Source organism: Veillonella parvula, from assembly GCF_040097785.1.
Classification (GTDB): Bacteria; Bacillota; Negativicutes; order Veillonellales; family Veillonellaceae; genus Veillonella; species Veillonella parvula_D.
Genome location: NZ_JBBNNS010000001.1, coordinates 546,517 through 561,977, shown reverse-complemented (window position 1 = coordinate 561,977; position 15,461 = coordinate 546,517). Strand labels below are relative to the sequence as shown.

At 38.4% G+C, this 15,461-nt stretch carries 14 protein-coding genes; all 14 read left to right on the top strand.

What is annotated here, in order from left to right; translation table 11 throughout:
- Window positions 1-256: 256 nt before the first annotated feature.
- Window positions 257-1,486 (top strand): aspartate kinase, encoded by a 1,230-nt coding sequence (locus AAA071_RS02670; RefSeq protein WP_004696945.1) that lies wholly within the window; start codon window positions 257-259, stop codon window positions 1,484-1,486.
- 7 nt (window positions 1,487-1,493) lie between these two features.
- Complete coding sequence (locus tag AAA071_RS02665) at window positions 1,494-1,811, top strand: hypothetical protein (RefSeq protein WP_004696238.1); 318 nt, start codon at window positions 1,494-1,496, stop codon at window positions 1,809-1,811.
- A gap of 140 nt (window positions 1,812-1,951) precedes the next feature.
- On the top strand, window positions 1,952-4,861 hold the full coding sequence (locus tag AAA071_RS02660; protein ID WP_156697602.1) for an insulinase family protein: 2,910 nt from the start codon (window positions 1,952-1,954) through the stop codon (window positions 4,859-4,861).
- Between the two features lie 80 nt (window positions 4,862-4,941).
- A complete protein-coding gene (gluQRS, locus tag AAA071_RS02655; RefSeq protein ID WP_302131570.1) occupies window positions 4,942-5,916 on the top strand; it encodes a tRNA glutamyl-Q(34) synthetase GluQRS in 975 nt (324 codons plus the stop codon).
- Between the two features lie 132 nt (window positions 5,917-6,048).
- Window positions 6,049-6,423: a CoA-binding protein gene (locus AAA071_RS02650; protein ID WP_287525650.1), complete on the top strand. Its 375-nt coding sequence runs from the start codon at window positions 6,049-6,051 to the stop codon at window positions 6,421-6,423.
- Between the two features lie 9 nt (window positions 6,424-6,432).
- On the top strand, window positions 6,433-6,753 hold the full coding sequence (trxA, locus tag AAA071_RS02645; RefSeq protein ID WP_287525648.1) for a thioredoxin: 321 nt from the start codon (window positions 6,433-6,435) through the stop codon (window positions 6,751-6,753).
- Between the two features lie 402 nt (window positions 6,754-7,155).
- A complete protein-coding gene (gene mraZ, locus AAA071_RS02640; protein ID WP_004696227.1) occupies window positions 7,156-7,587 on the top strand; it encodes a division/cell wall cluster transcriptional repressor MraZ in 432 nt (143 codons plus the stop codon).
- A gap of 9 nt (window positions 7,588-7,596) precedes the next feature.
- Window positions 7,597-8,529, top strand: a complete 933-nt coding sequence (gene rsmH / locus AAA071_RS02635) for a 16S rRNA (cytosine(1402)-N(4))-methyltransferase RsmH (protein WP_156697599.1) — start codon at window positions 7,597-7,599, stop codon at window positions 8,527-8,529.
- Between the two features lie 21 nt (window positions 8,530-8,550).
- The gene (ftsL, locus tag AAA071_RS02630; RefSeq protein WP_004697156.1) at window positions 8,551-8,955 is read left to right on the top strand and encodes a cell division protein FtsL; all 405 of its coding nucleotides are present in this window, start codon (window positions 8,551-8,553) and stop codon (window positions 8,953-8,955) included.
- Window positions 8,956-9,010: 55 nt separating this feature from the next.
- Window positions 9,011-10,495, top strand: a complete 1,485-nt coding sequence (locus AAA071_RS02625) for a UDP-N-acetylmuramoyl-L-alanyl-D-glutamate--2,6-diaminopimelate ligase (protein WP_278469763.1) — start codon at window positions 9,011-9,013, stop codon at window positions 10,493-10,495.
- A 1-nt stretch (window position 10,496) separates the two neighbouring features.
- On the top strand, window positions 10,497-11,855 hold the full coding sequence (locus AAA071_RS02620) for a UDP-N-acetylmuramoyl-tripeptide--D-alanyl-D-alanine ligase (protein ID WP_278469761.1): 1,359 nt from the start codon (window positions 10,497-10,499) through the stop codon (window positions 11,853-11,855).
- 56 nt (window positions 11,856-11,911) lie between these two features.
- Complete coding sequence (mraY, locus tag AAA071_RS02615) at window positions 11,912-12,898, top strand: phospho-N-acetylmuramoyl-pentapeptide-transferase (RefSeq protein ID WP_302131572.1); 987 nt, start codon at window positions 11,912-11,914, stop codon at window positions 12,896-12,898.
- Window positions 12,899-12,981: 83 nt separating this feature from the next.
- A complete protein-coding gene (murD, locus tag AAA071_RS02610; protein WP_302131574.1) occupies window positions 12,982-14,352 on the top strand; it encodes a UDP-N-acetylmuramoyl-L-alanine--D-glutamate ligase in 1,371 nt (456 codons plus the stop codon).
- Window positions 14,352-15,461 (top strand): undecaprenyldiphospho-muramoylpentapeptide beta-N-acetylglucosaminyltransferase, encoded by a 1,110-nt coding sequence (gene murG, locus AAA071_RS02605; protein ID WP_004696212.1) that lies wholly within the window; start codon window positions 14,352-14,354, stop codon window positions 15,459-15,461. The genes murD and murG overlap by 1 nt, the downstream gene beginning before the upstream one ends.

Genomic DNA, 15,461 nt, shown 5'->3' with positions numbered 1-15,461 from the left:
CATAGTTTAATAATGAGGCAAAGTTAAACTTTTAATAGTAGATATTTAATGGCATTATGGCTAATACATGTTAGGATTGTTTAATGCATATTCATAATATTATAGACATATTATTTGATTTTTAATGTCCGCATAAAAAGGAGTTTTGTATCACTCCAGTGGATTAATTGCTGTACATCCCTTTACAGTGCTATTTGTTTGTGGTAAAGTATATGCATATTGATATTTAGTAAACATAGTTAAATGAGGGATTATTGTGGCCTTAATCGTTAAAAAATTTGGTGGTAGTTCCGTAGCTACACCAGAAAAAATATTTAATATTGTTGATCGCGTTCTTCGTGAGAAGCAAGCTGACGATAAAATCGTTCTTGTTGTATCTGCTATGGGTGATACAACTGATGACTTGGTGGCCTTAGCTAAACAAGTTACATCCAAGCCGTATGGTCGCGAAATGGACCGCTTGTTGTCTACCGGTGAACAAGTAACAATTGCATTGATGGCAATGGCTTTTAACGAACGTGGTCAGGAATCTGTATCCTTAACAGGTGATCAAGCAGGTATCACAAGTAGTGATACGTTTAATAAAGGTCGCATTTTGGGCGTTGATCCTAATCGTGTGTTTGAAGCTTTGGATGAAGGTAAAATTGTGGTAGTTGCTGGTTTCCAAGGTATAACTGAATATGGTGATATGGTGACATTAGGCCGTGGTGGCTCTGATACAACAGCTGTTGCATTGGCAGGTGCTATGAAAGCGGATGTATGTGAGATTTTTACGGACGTAGACGGCGTATATTCTACAGATCCTCGCGTGGCGAAGGAAGCTTTCAAATTAGAAGAAGTAACGTATGGCGAAATGCTTGAGATGGCACGCCTTGGTGCAGGTGTAATGCAGCCGCGTGCCGTAGAAATGGGTTTCCGTTATGGTGTACCTATTCATGTACGTTCTACATTTAGTGATAAACCAGGTACTATTATTCGGGAGGATTATACTGTGGAAGCAAATAAACACGTAATTACTGGCGTAGCTGATGATACAAATACAGCAAAAGTAGCTCTTGTAGGCGTTGAAAATAAACCAGGTGTTGCAGCGACTGTATTCAAAGCATTAGCTGCTAGAAACGTTGACGTAGATATGATTGTTCAATCTATCCGTTCCGTGGGAGAACCAAAAACTGATCTTATCTTTACAGTAGCTATGGATGATGTGGTATTAGCTCGAGAAGTATTAGAAGAATTACAAAAAGCAGTAGATATTGAAGCTGTTAATATTGACGAAAAAATGGCGAAAGTTTCCATTATTGGTGCAGGCATGTTAGGACAACCTGGTGTAGCTGCGCAAATGTTTGATATCTTGAGCCAAGAAGGTATCAATATTGAAATCATTTCTACTTCTGAAATTAGTATTTCTTGTCTTGTTGCTGAAGATCGCGTAAAAGATGCTGTTCGTGTAATTCATAATGGCTTATTGTTAGATCAACGAGGTTAATCACTGCATGGATAGTCTACGTAGTTTTATGGATGAAATGCTCAATGACCAAGGTCGTAAGGAAGGTTTCATTAGCGATCTACTAGGAAATCTAAAAAATCAGCCTATTCCAACATTGGAACAAGCTCAAACTGGTTATACAACAATGAGTAATTTACATGGTATCTTCTATGATTACGATAAGTCTGAGGTTACTATTACTTACAAGGTTGTACCAGATATGTATCAACCATATACATTGAGTTTTATACAATTCGAAGCCGTGTTAGAAGGCTTATTAACCTTGCGTCGTAATCAAAAGTGGCAGATGCAACATAATAAATAATATGAACCCCATGGGTATACTTGCCTATGGGGTTTTGTAATTCGATAATTATTCTTAACATCTATATATAGAGTCATCGATATGATATAATAAATTATTCAGAGAGAAATCATTATATTAGTATAGAAAGAAGGGACAGCATGGAAATAAATAAGGTTTATTCTGGCTTTCGCCTTGACCGCATTGAGCGCATTGATGAGATCAATGGTACCGCTTATGAAATGAAACATGAAAAGTCTGGTGCTCGTTTAATTTATATTGATTCACCAGATTCTAATAAAGTATTCAATATCGCTTTTAGAACAACACCACATAATAGTACTGGTGTGGCACATATTATGGAACATTCCGTTTTATGTGGTTCTCGTAAGTTTCCTTTAAAAGAGCCATTTGTTGAGCTTGTTAAAGGATCTTTAAACACGTTCTTAAACGCTATGACTTACCCTGATAAAACAATGTATCCTGTAGCCAGTAAGAATGATAAAGACTTCCACAACTTGATGGACGTATATCTTGATGCTGTATTGTATCCACGCGTTCGTGAAGATGCGGAAATCGTAATGCAAGAAGGTTGGCATTATGAATTAGATAGTGCGGACGATGAACTTACCTATAAAGGTGTTGTATTTAATGAGATGAAGGGGGTTTATTCCTCTCCGGATTCCGTTCTAGAACGCCAAATGATGCGTGAACTTTTCCCAGATACCACTTATGGTGTTGATTCTGGTGGAGATCCTGACCATATTACAGACTTAACTTATGAAGAGTTCCAAGAGTTCTATCGAGTTCATTATCATCCGTCCAATAGTTATATCTTCCTTTATGGTGATATGAATATTGAAGAGCAATTGGCATTCTTGAATGATGAGTACTTAAGTCATTTTGATGCTATTGAGGTTAATACAGAGGTTGGTATACAAACTCCATTTACAAAAGGTAAGGTGGTAAGCTATCCATATAGCGTAGGTTCTGAAGAGCCAACAGACAACCGAACTTTACATTCCTTTGCCTATGTTTTACCTGATGTAACGCCTGAGCATAGCTTGGCTTTTGAGGTATTAACACATGCATTGTTGACATCTCCTGCGGCTCCTCTTAAACAGGCTTTGGTGAAAGCAGGTATTGGCTCTGATGTGAGTGGCTATTATCTTGATAGTATTCGTCAACCTTTGTGGACCGTGCAAGCAACTGGTTCCAATCTCGATAAACAAGCTGAGTTGCAACGCATTGTGGAGTCTACATTGCAAGAACTTTGTGATAATGGTTTAGATAAAGAATTATTAGAAGCTTCCTTGAATAGCATTGAGTTTGCTCTTCGTGAAAGTGACTTTGGTGGTCGGCCAATTGGTTTAGCGTATGTTATCCGTATGATGGATAACTGGCTATATGACAATGATCCACTCGAGTTATTACACTACGAAGAAGCATTAGTGAATATTCGTAAGGGCTTATCCGGTACGTACTTTGAAGATTTAATTCGTCAATCTATCTTAAATAACAATCATAAAGTGCTTGTTTCTATTTATCCTGAACGGGGTCTTCAAGAGCGCAAGGATGCAGAGGTTAAAGAACATTTAGCTTCTGTAAAAGCTAAGATGTCTCCAGAAGAAATCGAAGCAATTGTAGAGCAAACAAAACGACTTAAACTTCGTCAAGAGGCTCCAGATAGCGACGAAGCGTTAGCATCGATACCATTGCTTGAATTATCAGATTTAAATCCTAATATTGAAGAGGTAGAACGTCGTGAAAGTAAAATTGGCAACACTACAGTACATTTTGTGCCTACTTTCACAAAAGGCATCAACTATGTAGGGCTTTACTTTAATTTAAGCTGTCTTACAGAAGATGAATTGTTCTACGCCGATATTTTAAGTGATATTATTGGTCGTATTGACACATCTGAACGTGGCTATGAAGCATTGGCGAAAGATATCAATATGAATCTTGGTGGTTTAAGCTCAGATATTACGGCTATTAGCAAAGATGGTAAGCGTGATGAATTTACGCCTCTCATGATTGTTCGAGCTAAAGCCTTGCATTCCAAATTACCTGACTTATGCCGTTTGATTAACGAAGTAGTACAAAAAGCAGATTATAGCGACGATAGACGCTTGACCGAACTTGTTCAAGAAAGCAAAGCTATTTGGGATAATGAAGCATTCCGTCGTGGCAACTCCATTGTAAGTCAACGTGTTATGGCACAAGTATCTGCAGTTGGTAAATTTAGAGATAATGGTAACTTTGGTTACTATCAAAAGATTAGTGAATTGGCTTCTAATCCTGCGGCATTACCATTATTGCCAGAAAAATTAGCTGATGTGGCTCGTAAGATTTTCCGCGCTAATAATGTGGATATCATGTTCGTTGGTGAAGAAGGCGAATTAGAAGCCTTTGAAAATCTCATGAAACCATTGATTGAAACCTGGGATACTACTGACTTAAGTAATGATACATTAAAGATTACACGTTTGTCTGGTAATGATGGTATCGTTACAGCTGGTAAGGTTCAATACGTAGCTCAAGGTGGTAACTTTGTAGACCATGGGTATAAACACGTAGGCCCAATGAGTGTATTGGAAACGATTTTACGCTATGAATATCTATGGATTCGCATTCGTGTACAAGGTGGTGCTTACGGTGCCTTTGCAAACTTCTATGACGATGGTAATATGATTTTCTGTAGCTATCGCGATCCAAACTTGGTAGAAACATTAAATGTATATAAAGAATTACCTCAATACCTTCGTGAGTTTACGTTGACTGATCGTGAGATGCGTAAATATATTATCGGTACTATGAGCTCCTTGGACTTGCCTATGACTCCTGCGTTGCGTGGTCCACGTGCGATGGGGATGTATTTTAGCGGTGCTAAACTAGAGGATAAGGTAGAGTTTCGTAAACAAGTTATCGCTTGTAAGCCAGAGGATATCGTTGCTTTAGCAGATGTGGTTGAACCAGTGTTGAAGGACAATCATATTTGTACAATGGGGAACGAACAAAAAATTAAAGACGCTGGTAAGGTATTCGATAACATTATTTCTCTAGGATAATCGTTTTATATCATGTATAGTGGCATATTCTGTGTAAGTTTACGGGATATGCCACTTGTTTTGTACTGTAGGAGGGCATCATGAAAGGTCGATTTGCTCCAAGCCCCACAGGATATATCCATCTCGGAAATGTATGGATAGCCCTCTTATCTTATGTTTCTACGAAGCAACAAAAAGGGCAGTATGTTGTGCGAATGGAGGATATAGACATCCAACGCTCTAAACGTGAGTTAGGGGAATCTCTATTAGATGATTTAGAGTGGCTAGGCTTTGAATGGGATGAAGGGCCTCGTGTTGGTGGACCAGAATCAACATATTGGCAAAGTGAACGACAAACATATTATGGAGACGTATTAGAACATTTTGCATCAGAAAAACTAATTTATCCTTGCTTTTGTAATCGCACAAGATTGCATTCTATTGCTTCGGCGCCCCATGTAGGAGAGGTAGTACATCGATATGATGGTCATTGCCGTCATCTAGAGGATAAATTGATAAAAGAGTTTATGATGTCTAAGGAGCCATCTTTGCGTTTAGCCGTTAATTCCTGTGATATAGATTTTGTAGATCGTTGGCAAGGCTTTCAACATATTCATTTGGAAGGTGAATTAGATGATTATGTATTGCGTCGTGGTGACGGTATGTATGCCTATAATTTAGCTGTTGTACTGGATGATATTGCTATGGGGATAACAGAGGTCATTCGTGGAGATGATTTACTAGAGACTACGGGGCAGCAAATATATTTATATAAAACATTACAAACCAGTTTCAAATCTAAAAATATACAACTACCTTCTTATGGGCATGCTCCATTATTAATTGATTCTGAAGGGCACAGATTATCTAAGCGACAAAAGAGTATTACTATTCGTGAATTACGTGAAAATCAATGGTCTCCTAATAGGATTTTAGGTGAGCTGGCTATTGTAGGGGGCTTAGTTGAAGCTCATACATTAAGTCGTAGAGAAATCAGTTTATCTGAATTAATTGAGATTGATTTAAATTTACCTAGTCTTAGTCAAAAAGCGATTGAGATAGAAATCAAAGAATAGAGCAAAAAAATAGTATTGCTTTATGTTATAGGATGTTTGCTAAAAGAGAATAATTCTTTAACCATATAATTCGATATAATATATTGACAATATTCGATATTTATTTATAATAGTATATAAGAGGTGGTCGAAATGACAATTCAACAAGCTTTAAATCAAAAAGTATGGGCCGTTATTGGAGCTACCCATAAAACCGAAAAGTTCGGTTATAAGATTTATAAATGTCTTAAAGATCACGGATATGAAGTATATCCAGTCAATCCTAATATTGCAGAAATAGATGGAGACACTTGTTACTCTAGTCTTTCTGCACTTCCCGTTGTGCCTACTGTGGTAGATTTTGTTGTACCAGAAGCAGCGGGGTTAGCTGCACTTGATGAATGCAAAGAACTTGGCATTTCTATTGTGTGGTTGCAACCGGGGGCGGATAAACCATCTGTTGTTGAAAAAGCACATGCTTTAGATTTGCATGTCATTCAAGATTGTGTATTAGTTCAATTACCGTAGGAGGGTACAATGAGCGAATTAAAAGATTTAAAAACTGCTGAATATCAAGATTTAGTAGACCAAGGTGGTGTTACTGTTGTTGACTTCTGGGCTCCATGGTGCGGTTATTGCGTACGTATGATGCCAATCATTGAAGAAATTGCAGGTGAGCTTGAAGGTAAAGCTAACTTTGTAAAAGTAAACGCTGATGAAGAACCAGAATTAGCACGTAACTTACAAGTTGAAGTATTGCCTACATTCGTTATTTTAAAAGATGGTGAAGTAGTAGACCGTAAAATTGGTTTCTTGCCTAAAGGCGATCTTCAAGCGGCTATCGAATCTAAATTCTAATACTATAAATAAAATTATATAAATAGAGGAAAACCTCATCAATGTATGTGTTGTACATTGATGAGGTTTTTTTGCTTTTTAATATAGACCTAAATATATTTAACGTTTATGCGTTACTAAACATAATACATTGAGTTGCTAAACATAATACATCTAAAAGTGGGGTTTATGTCCATTTAAGGCGTGACATTACGCAATTGTGGTGGAGAGTGGTTTAAATTGTTTATTTTTGAATATTTAATCGAACATATGTATTAAAGAAAAGAGGAGAAAAATAGAGATTAAACAAGAAAAATATAAAAAAGTGGGATAAAAATGGATTTTTTGTTGTGAAAGGTGGGGAATTGTGGTAGAATTTACCATATAGTGGTGGATAAGAAATAGAGAAAGGCGGTGATACGTATGTTCATGGGCGAATATAATCACACCATTGATACAAAAGGGCGGATGATTATACCTGCGAAAATACGTGAACAACTAGGCGATTTGTGCATCGTTACAAAAGGCCTAGATAACTGCTTAGCTATTTACACCGAAGAGGCGTGGAAGAAAATTTCCACTGCTTTACAATCACAATCTTCCACTAAAGCTAGCGTGCGTGCCTTAAAACGTTTTGTTTTTGGTAGTGCTGCTGAGCTTGAATATGATAAACAAGGTCGTGTCCTCATTCCTGTACCACTACGTGAATATGCAAGCCTCGATAAACAGGCTGTTATTGTAGGTGCTGGGGACCACGTTGAAATTTGGAGCCGTGAAAAATACGATTTCTATGATGAGCAAGTGGCTGAAAGTATGGAAGAATTAGTTGAAGGGCTTGAAGGGATTATGTTATAGGAGGCTATGATGGAATTTAATCATACTAGCGTACTCTTACGTGAAACGGTGGACTCCGTCGTAACTAATCCAAAAGGTATTTATGTGGACTGTACCCTTGGTGGGGCAGGACATGCTCATGCAGTGGGCGAGATGCTAGATCCAGAAGGCATGATTATAGGTTTAGATCAGGATGAAGATGCTTTGAGTGTAGCTCGACAGCGTTTATCTGATTTGAAATGTCAGGTGTTAACGATACCTACAAACTTTTCTAACTTAAAAGAAGCCCTCCAAAATGCAGGCATTTATGAAGTCGATGGTTTTATATTTGATCTTGGTGTATCCAGCTATCAACTAGATACTCCTGAACGAGGTTTTTCATATATGAATGATGGACCTCTTGATATGCGAATGGATAAAGATGCACCTCTCACGGCAGAGGAAATTGTCAATGAATATGACAGCGAACAATTACTGCAAATTATCCATGATTATGGGGAGGAACGATGGGCTAAACGAATTGTCGAGTTTATTGTTGAAGCACGTCAAGAAAAAAGAATTACTACTACTGGTGAGTTAGTTAGAATTATTAAGAATGCAATACCTGCAAAGGCGCGACAAGATGGACCTCATCCGGCAAAACGGACGTTTCAGGCCATACGTATTGAAGTAAATAGAGAATTAGCAATTTTGCATGATAGTTTTGTAGATGCTGTATCAATGTTAAAACCAAAGGGAAAGATTGGAGTTATTACATTCCACTCCTTGGAAGATCGAATTACAAAGCAAACTTTTAAAGAGTTAAGTACTGCATGTATATGTCCTCCACAATTGCCTGTGTGTGTTTGTAATCACAAGGCAGTTGTAAAGGCAAAGAATAAGGCTATAGAGCCAAGTATAGGGGAGATTGAAGTTAATCCGAGAGCTAGAAGCGCTAAATTGCGCGTAGCAGTAAAGTTGTAGATTTGGAAGGGGTTAAGTGTTATGTTAGCTAGAAAGGCTGTTGTGGGCCAAGTAAAAGGTGATATGTTGGTCATTGCACAAGGGAGAAGACGTAGTGCAAACGTAGCTTTAGATTTAAGCCCTATGATGTGGCAAGTTGTATATGGTATTGCTGCATTAGTTGCATGCTTACTTATCATGATGGTTATGAATGCATACAGTACAAAGTTGGGCTATGAGGTAGTTAAAACACAGCAAGCTGTAGTACAATTAACAAAAGATAACGATGCATTGGACGTTGAAGTGGCTTCCTTGAAGTCTCCTGTACGTATCCAACAAATCGCAGAAGAACAACTAGGAATGGTTTTGCCTGATTCTTTTGTTTATAGCACAAAAAGCGCTGTTACTGAACGTAATGTACAAGAGAAACAGCAAATTATAGACTAGCAGGCGAAGCAGCTCGTATTGGGCTGCTTTCCTTTGCGTGTAAAGGAGATTGTATATGAAACACTTACAAGATATAGTAAAAACCTTACATGCACCGCATGTAGAAGGTAATACAGCTGTTGAAATTTTAGATGTAACCGCTGATTCTCGTGCTGTAAAAGCAGGTAGTTTATTTATTGCTTTAGATGGTGCTACTGTCGATGGACATGATTATGTTAATAAAGCTGTTGAGGCTGGGGCAGTAGCCGTATTAGTATCTAAACCTGTTGAGGTAAATAGTGATGTTTGTGTTATCACTGTTGAAGATACACGTGTGGCTATGATGTCCTGTGTGCCATACTTTTTTGATTATCCAGCCAATTCCATGCGCATGATTGGTGTTACTGGTACTAATGGTAAAACGACTACAACTCATATGATTCGTCATATTTTGAAAGCTCAAGGTCATAAGGTCGGTGTGATTGGTACTGTTCATATCATGATTGGTGATACATCATATCCGATTCATAATACGACTCCTGACGTAGTAGATTTACAACATATTTTGCATCAAATGGTAGAAGAGGGTGTTACACATTGTGTAATGGAAGTATCTTCTCATGCGTTGGCTTTAGGACGCGTATCTGGTGTTGAGTATGATACGGCTGTATTCACAAATCTTACACAAGATCATTTAGACTTTCACAAAACATTTGAGAATTACTTGGCAGCTAAATGTAAACTATTTGAACAAGTTAGCAAATCAAACCAAGTAAAATCTGGTAAGGGTGCTGTTATCAATATCGATGATGCCTATGGGCATCGGGTTGTTGAAAAAACTACTGCCCCTATCATTACCTATAGTATTGATGGTAGCGGCACATTGAATGCTCATGACGTAGATATGACGCCAAAGTCTAGCCGTTATACTGTATCTTATGATGGTCATGATTATACAGTTGAAATGAATACGACTGGCTTGTTTAATGTGTATAATACATTAGCAGCTATTGGTGCCTGCCTATTGGAAGGTATTTCCATGGAAGACATCGATAAAGCGTTGAAAACATTTAGTGCTGTACCTGGTCGTTTTGAATTGATTGAAGAAGGTCAACCATTTGCTGTTGTTGTAGACTATGCACATACACCAGATGGGTTAGAAAATATTTTACAAACAGCAAAGGCTATTCAAGAAAATCGTATTATTGTAGTCTTTGGCTGTGGCGGGGACCGAGATGCAACCAAACGTCCTATTATGGGACGCATTGCGGCACAATACGGTGATGTTGTGTATGTTACATCTGATAATCCGCGTACAGAGGATCCTGTACAAATTGTTAAAGATGTGGAAGTCGGCGTTAAAGACGGCCTTCGAGAAGGAACTCACTATGAAGTTATCGTTGATCGTCGAGAAGCGATTCAACATGCAATACAACATGCAAAACCTGGGGATATTGTACTCATTGCAGGTAAGGGGCATGAGGATTACCAAATCTTAAAGGATAAAACGATCCATTTTGATGATCGTGAAGAGGCGCGAGCAGCCCTCAAGGAGATCTAATATGGCAGAATTTACATTGTCTCAAGTACTGGAGGCCACAAAGGGGACGAGTGCACATACCGATAATATTAAGTTTTTAGATGTATCTACTGATACAAGAACTATTGAATCAGGCTTTTTATTTGTAGCCTTAAAAGGTGATACCTTTGATGGTCATGATTTTATCAATGCGGCTATCGAAAAAGGTGCTACAGGGGCTATCGTTGAAAAAGGACGTTCTGTAGAAGGTATTGCTTGCATCGAGGTAGACAATACTTTGGTAGCATATCAAAACTTAGCACGATATCATCGTCGCCGCTTTGATATTCCTGTAGTTGCTATTACTGGTTCCTCTGGTAAGACTACGACAAAGGAAATGGTGGCAGCCGTACTTGGCACAGAATTTAATGTATTAAAAACTGAGAAAAATTTTAATAATGAAATTGGCTTACCAAAAACACTATTGCGCTTAACTGCTGAGCATGAAGCCTGTGTTGTTGAAATGGGTATGCGTGGGCTCGGACAAATCGAAGAACTGGCCTTGATTGCAGAACCAACGATGGGGATTATTACCAATGTTGGTACTAGTCACATCGAGCTTTTAGGTTCTCGAGAAGCCATTGCCGAAGCGAAAGGTGAATTGATTCGTTGCTTGCCTGAAAACAGCGTGGCTATCCTTAATGAAGATGATCCATATGTAAAAGCTATGGATCGTTTAGCTAAGGGTAAAACAATTACCTATGGTATTGAACGGAATGCTACTTGTATTGGTAGCCATTTGCGCTATAAAAAAGACGGTATTAAGTTCACTTGTAAGTGTTATGATGAAGTTTTTGATATCTTCTTGCCTATGATTGGTGAACACAATGTATATGATGCATTGGCGGCTATCGTTGCAGGTCGAGTGCTAGGCATTAAATCTAACACAATTCGCAAAGGTTTGAGTGAGTTTAGTGGAACTCCAATGCGTCAAGAAATCGTCCCATTTGAAGATATTGTTATCTTAAATGATGCTTATAATGCAAACCCTTCATCCATGGCAGAAGCTATTAAAGCACTTGGCCAATTAGAAGGTAAGCGTAAAATTGCGATGTTAGGCGATATGCTCGAGCTCGGCGACTTCTCTAAAGAAGCACATCGTGAAATCGGCCATTTGCTTGCTGAAGAGGGTTATAGTGTTGTATTCACCTTTGGTGATGCTGCTGCCTTCATTGCAAAGGAAGCAAAAAAAGCAGGTTTAACTACATTCCGTTGTAACAGCCATTTAGAAATGGCCAACGCATATAGTGATATTCGTGAAAAAGGGGATGTTATCCTTGTGAAAGGTTCTCGTGGTTTACGAATGGAGCGCGTTGTTGAAGAATTAAAGGATCGAGAATAATAGGTAACGGCTAGTTATATCTAGCCGTCCTATTTATTAATAAGTAGAGGATTCATATGATAAATCACATTCTATTAGCCTTCGTAGCGACTTTCATCATTACGGTAGTGCTAGGTAAAATTGCTATTCCTATGTTGCGTTCTTTGCACGCACAACAAAGTATTCGTGAAGAAGGCCCTGAAAGTCATCAAGCAAAAGCCGGTACGCCAACAATGGGTGGTGCTTTCATGATGGTGGCCCTTATTATTGGCGTGGCATTGTTTGCACCATGGAATGTGGGCACAGGAATGTTATTATTCTTAACACTGGGTCATTGTTTATTAGGTTTTTTTGATGATTTTGTAAAAGCTGTAAAAAAACGCAATCTTGGTTTAACAGCAAAGCAAAAATTACTTGGACAATTTATATTGGCTGCCGTATTCTGTTATTGCATTACTGAGATTATGGTTGTTCCTACCACATTATGGATTCCTGTTGTAGATATACAATTACAATTGGGATGGGGTTATTATGTATTGGCATTTTTGATTATTGTAGGAGCTACAAATGCAGTAAATTTAACAGATGGTCTTGATGGTCTTGCTGGTGGTACATCAGCAGTGGCGGCGATAGCATTCTCTGTTATTGGTTTGATGGCTGCATCGATGACAAATTCTATTGGTGCTGAAAGTGTTGCGTACTTCGGCGCTATAATAGCAGCTGTATGTCTTGGCTTTTTGGTATATAATGTGAACCCTGCAAAAGTATTCATGGGGGATACAGGCTCTTTGGCATTAGGTGGTGCCTTTGCAGCAATGGCTATTTTAACTAAAACAGAATTGCTACTTGTGGTGATTGGTGGCATTTTTGTTATGGAAGCATTATCTGTTATTATTCAAGTTATTTCTTTCAAAACACGTGGTGTGCGTGTTTTGAAGATGAGTCCTATTCATCACCATTTTGAACTTTCCGGATGGGCAGAACAAACAGTTGTTAATCGCTTCTGGTTTGGTGGAGCTGTTTTAGCCATTATTGGTGTACTTTTAGCGACTATAACTTTATAAGATAATACTTAACGGAAGTTGTAAATAATGGTATGCTTATTAGATAGGATACATTAATTTTATAAATAGTTTAGGTGATATAGATGGAATATGGAGATAAACATATACTTGTTCTTGGAGCTGGAGCCAGCGGTATAGGTGCATCTTGGGTATTAGCCCAAGTGGGTGCGCATGTTGTGTTAAATGATTATAAGCCTATGACACTGCCTACGGCTGAGGAGAAACGACTCGTTGCGGCAGGGGTAAATATTATTACAGGACGTCAAGATGAATCCTTGCTAGATGGCGTGGATCGTATCGTTATTTCTCCAGGTATTTCTTTAGACATTCCGATTGTAAAAGCAGCACATGCCCGTGGTATTGACGTGGTCAGTGAAGTAGAATTAGCTTATGAAGTATCTAAATCACCTATCGTAGCTGTTACTGGTACAAATGGTAAGACTACGACAACAACCTTATTAACTAAAGTACTAGAAGGCTCTGGAAAACCAGTTCACGTCGGTGGAAATATTGGGGATTCCCTTAGTGAAGTGGCGTATTCTATGCCTGCAGGCGGTTTTTTGGTAGCTGAATTATCTAGTTATCAATTAGAGACAATTAAGTATTTTAGGCCTATTGGGGCTATTATGCTCAATATTACTCCAGATCACTTAGCTCGTCATAAGACGATGGAAAACTATATTGCTGCGAAGGAACGCATCTTTGAAAATCAATTAAGTACAGATTATTTAGTGTTGAATATAGATGATCCCGTTGTAGCTGATATGGAACATCGTGCGCCTAGTCATATTCTAAAAATTAGTCAAAAAAAAGCCGTAGAGAATGGCGCTTATTATGCTGATGGGCAATGTTATATTGCTAAAGATGGGGTAGCAAAATTTGTTATTGCAGATGAAGATATTCATATTCCAGGCAGTCATAATATTGAAAACATATTGACCGTTATTGTTTTATCTCATGCATTGGGCGTACCCGTAGAAACAATTCATCGTATTATTAGTGAGTTCCATGGCGTTGAACATCGTTTAGAACGCGTTAAGACGATTGATGGTATTACATTTTATAATGATTCTAAAGCGACTAATGTAGATTCTGTGGTTAAAGCATTAGAATCCTTTGATCAACAAGTTATTCTATTAGCTGGTGGTCATGATAAAATGACGCCTTTAGAAGACTTCATGGAGTTAGTTAAGGAGAAGACTAAAGCTGTTATTTTCATGGGGGAAGCAGCAGATCGTTTTGAGACGGCTGCAAAAGAGGCTGGTGTGAAGCTGATTTATCGTGCTTTATCCATGAAAGAAGCCGTAGAACAAGGCTATAAATTGGCAGAGACTGGCGATATTGTGCTATTATCTCCGGCTTGCTCAAGCTTTGATTGGTACAGCTGTTTTGAAGAGCGTGGAGATGACTTTAAACGTTGTGTTCATATGTTGCAAGAGGGAGGACACCATTAATGAAACGTGTTATTATTTCAGGTGGTGGCACTGGTGGACATATATATCCAGCAATAACTATATATAAGGAAATTATGAAACAAAATCCTGATGCAAAGGTGTTATATGTTGGTACCAAGCAAGGTCTCGAGGCTACATTAGTTCCTAAAGAGGGGATAGAGTTTACTACGATTCCTGTGCAAGGCTTGCAGCGTCAATTATCGTTAGGTACATTAGTTACATTAGGTAAAACTGCTTTAGGCATTGTAAAAGCTAATGCCATAGTTTGTAAGTTTAAACCTGATGTGGTTATTGGTACTGGGGGTTATGTATGTGGCCCTGTTCTCTTGGCTGCAGCATTACATAATATTCCTACTATAATTCAAGAACAGAATGTCATAGCAGGCATTACTAATAAAATTCTGAGTCGTTTTGTTGATGTGGTAGCCCTAGGCTATAAGGATGCAGAAGCATCGTTTTCTAAAGCAAAGCGCGTAGTCTATACAGGGAATCCTGTTCGTCCAGATGTGCTAGTTGATTCGAGAACAGAGGGACGTAACTATTTCAACTTAAGTGATGATACTTTTACAGTACTCATAGCTGGAGGTTCTCGAGGGGCGAGAACTATTAACAATGCTATGATAGATGTACATAAACACTTCCAAGGTGTGAAAGGTATTAAATTAATCCATATTACGGGAAACGGAGAATATGAATCTGTTTTATCCCAATTGGGCATTACCGATGGGGATGGTTTAGGTAGTTCATCTTTGATTTTGCCGTATTTACATGATATGCCAAAAGCACTAGCAGCAGCCGACTTAGCAGTATTTAGATCTGGTGCTATAGGTCTTGCAGAATTAGCAGTTCGCGGTATTCCATCCGTATTGATACCGTATCCATACGCAGCGGAAGATCATCAAACCTATAATGCACGTATCTTTGTACAAGAAGGGGCGGCGCATATGATTGTAGATAAAATGTTGAGTGCTCACGATTTAATAGGGGAAATCGAGATGTTTATGGCCAACCGTGATTTGTTGGCACAAATGGGAGACCGAGCATTGCAATTGGGAAAACCGAATGCGGCTCACGATATTGCAAAATTAGCTTTATCTATTGCAAAGTAA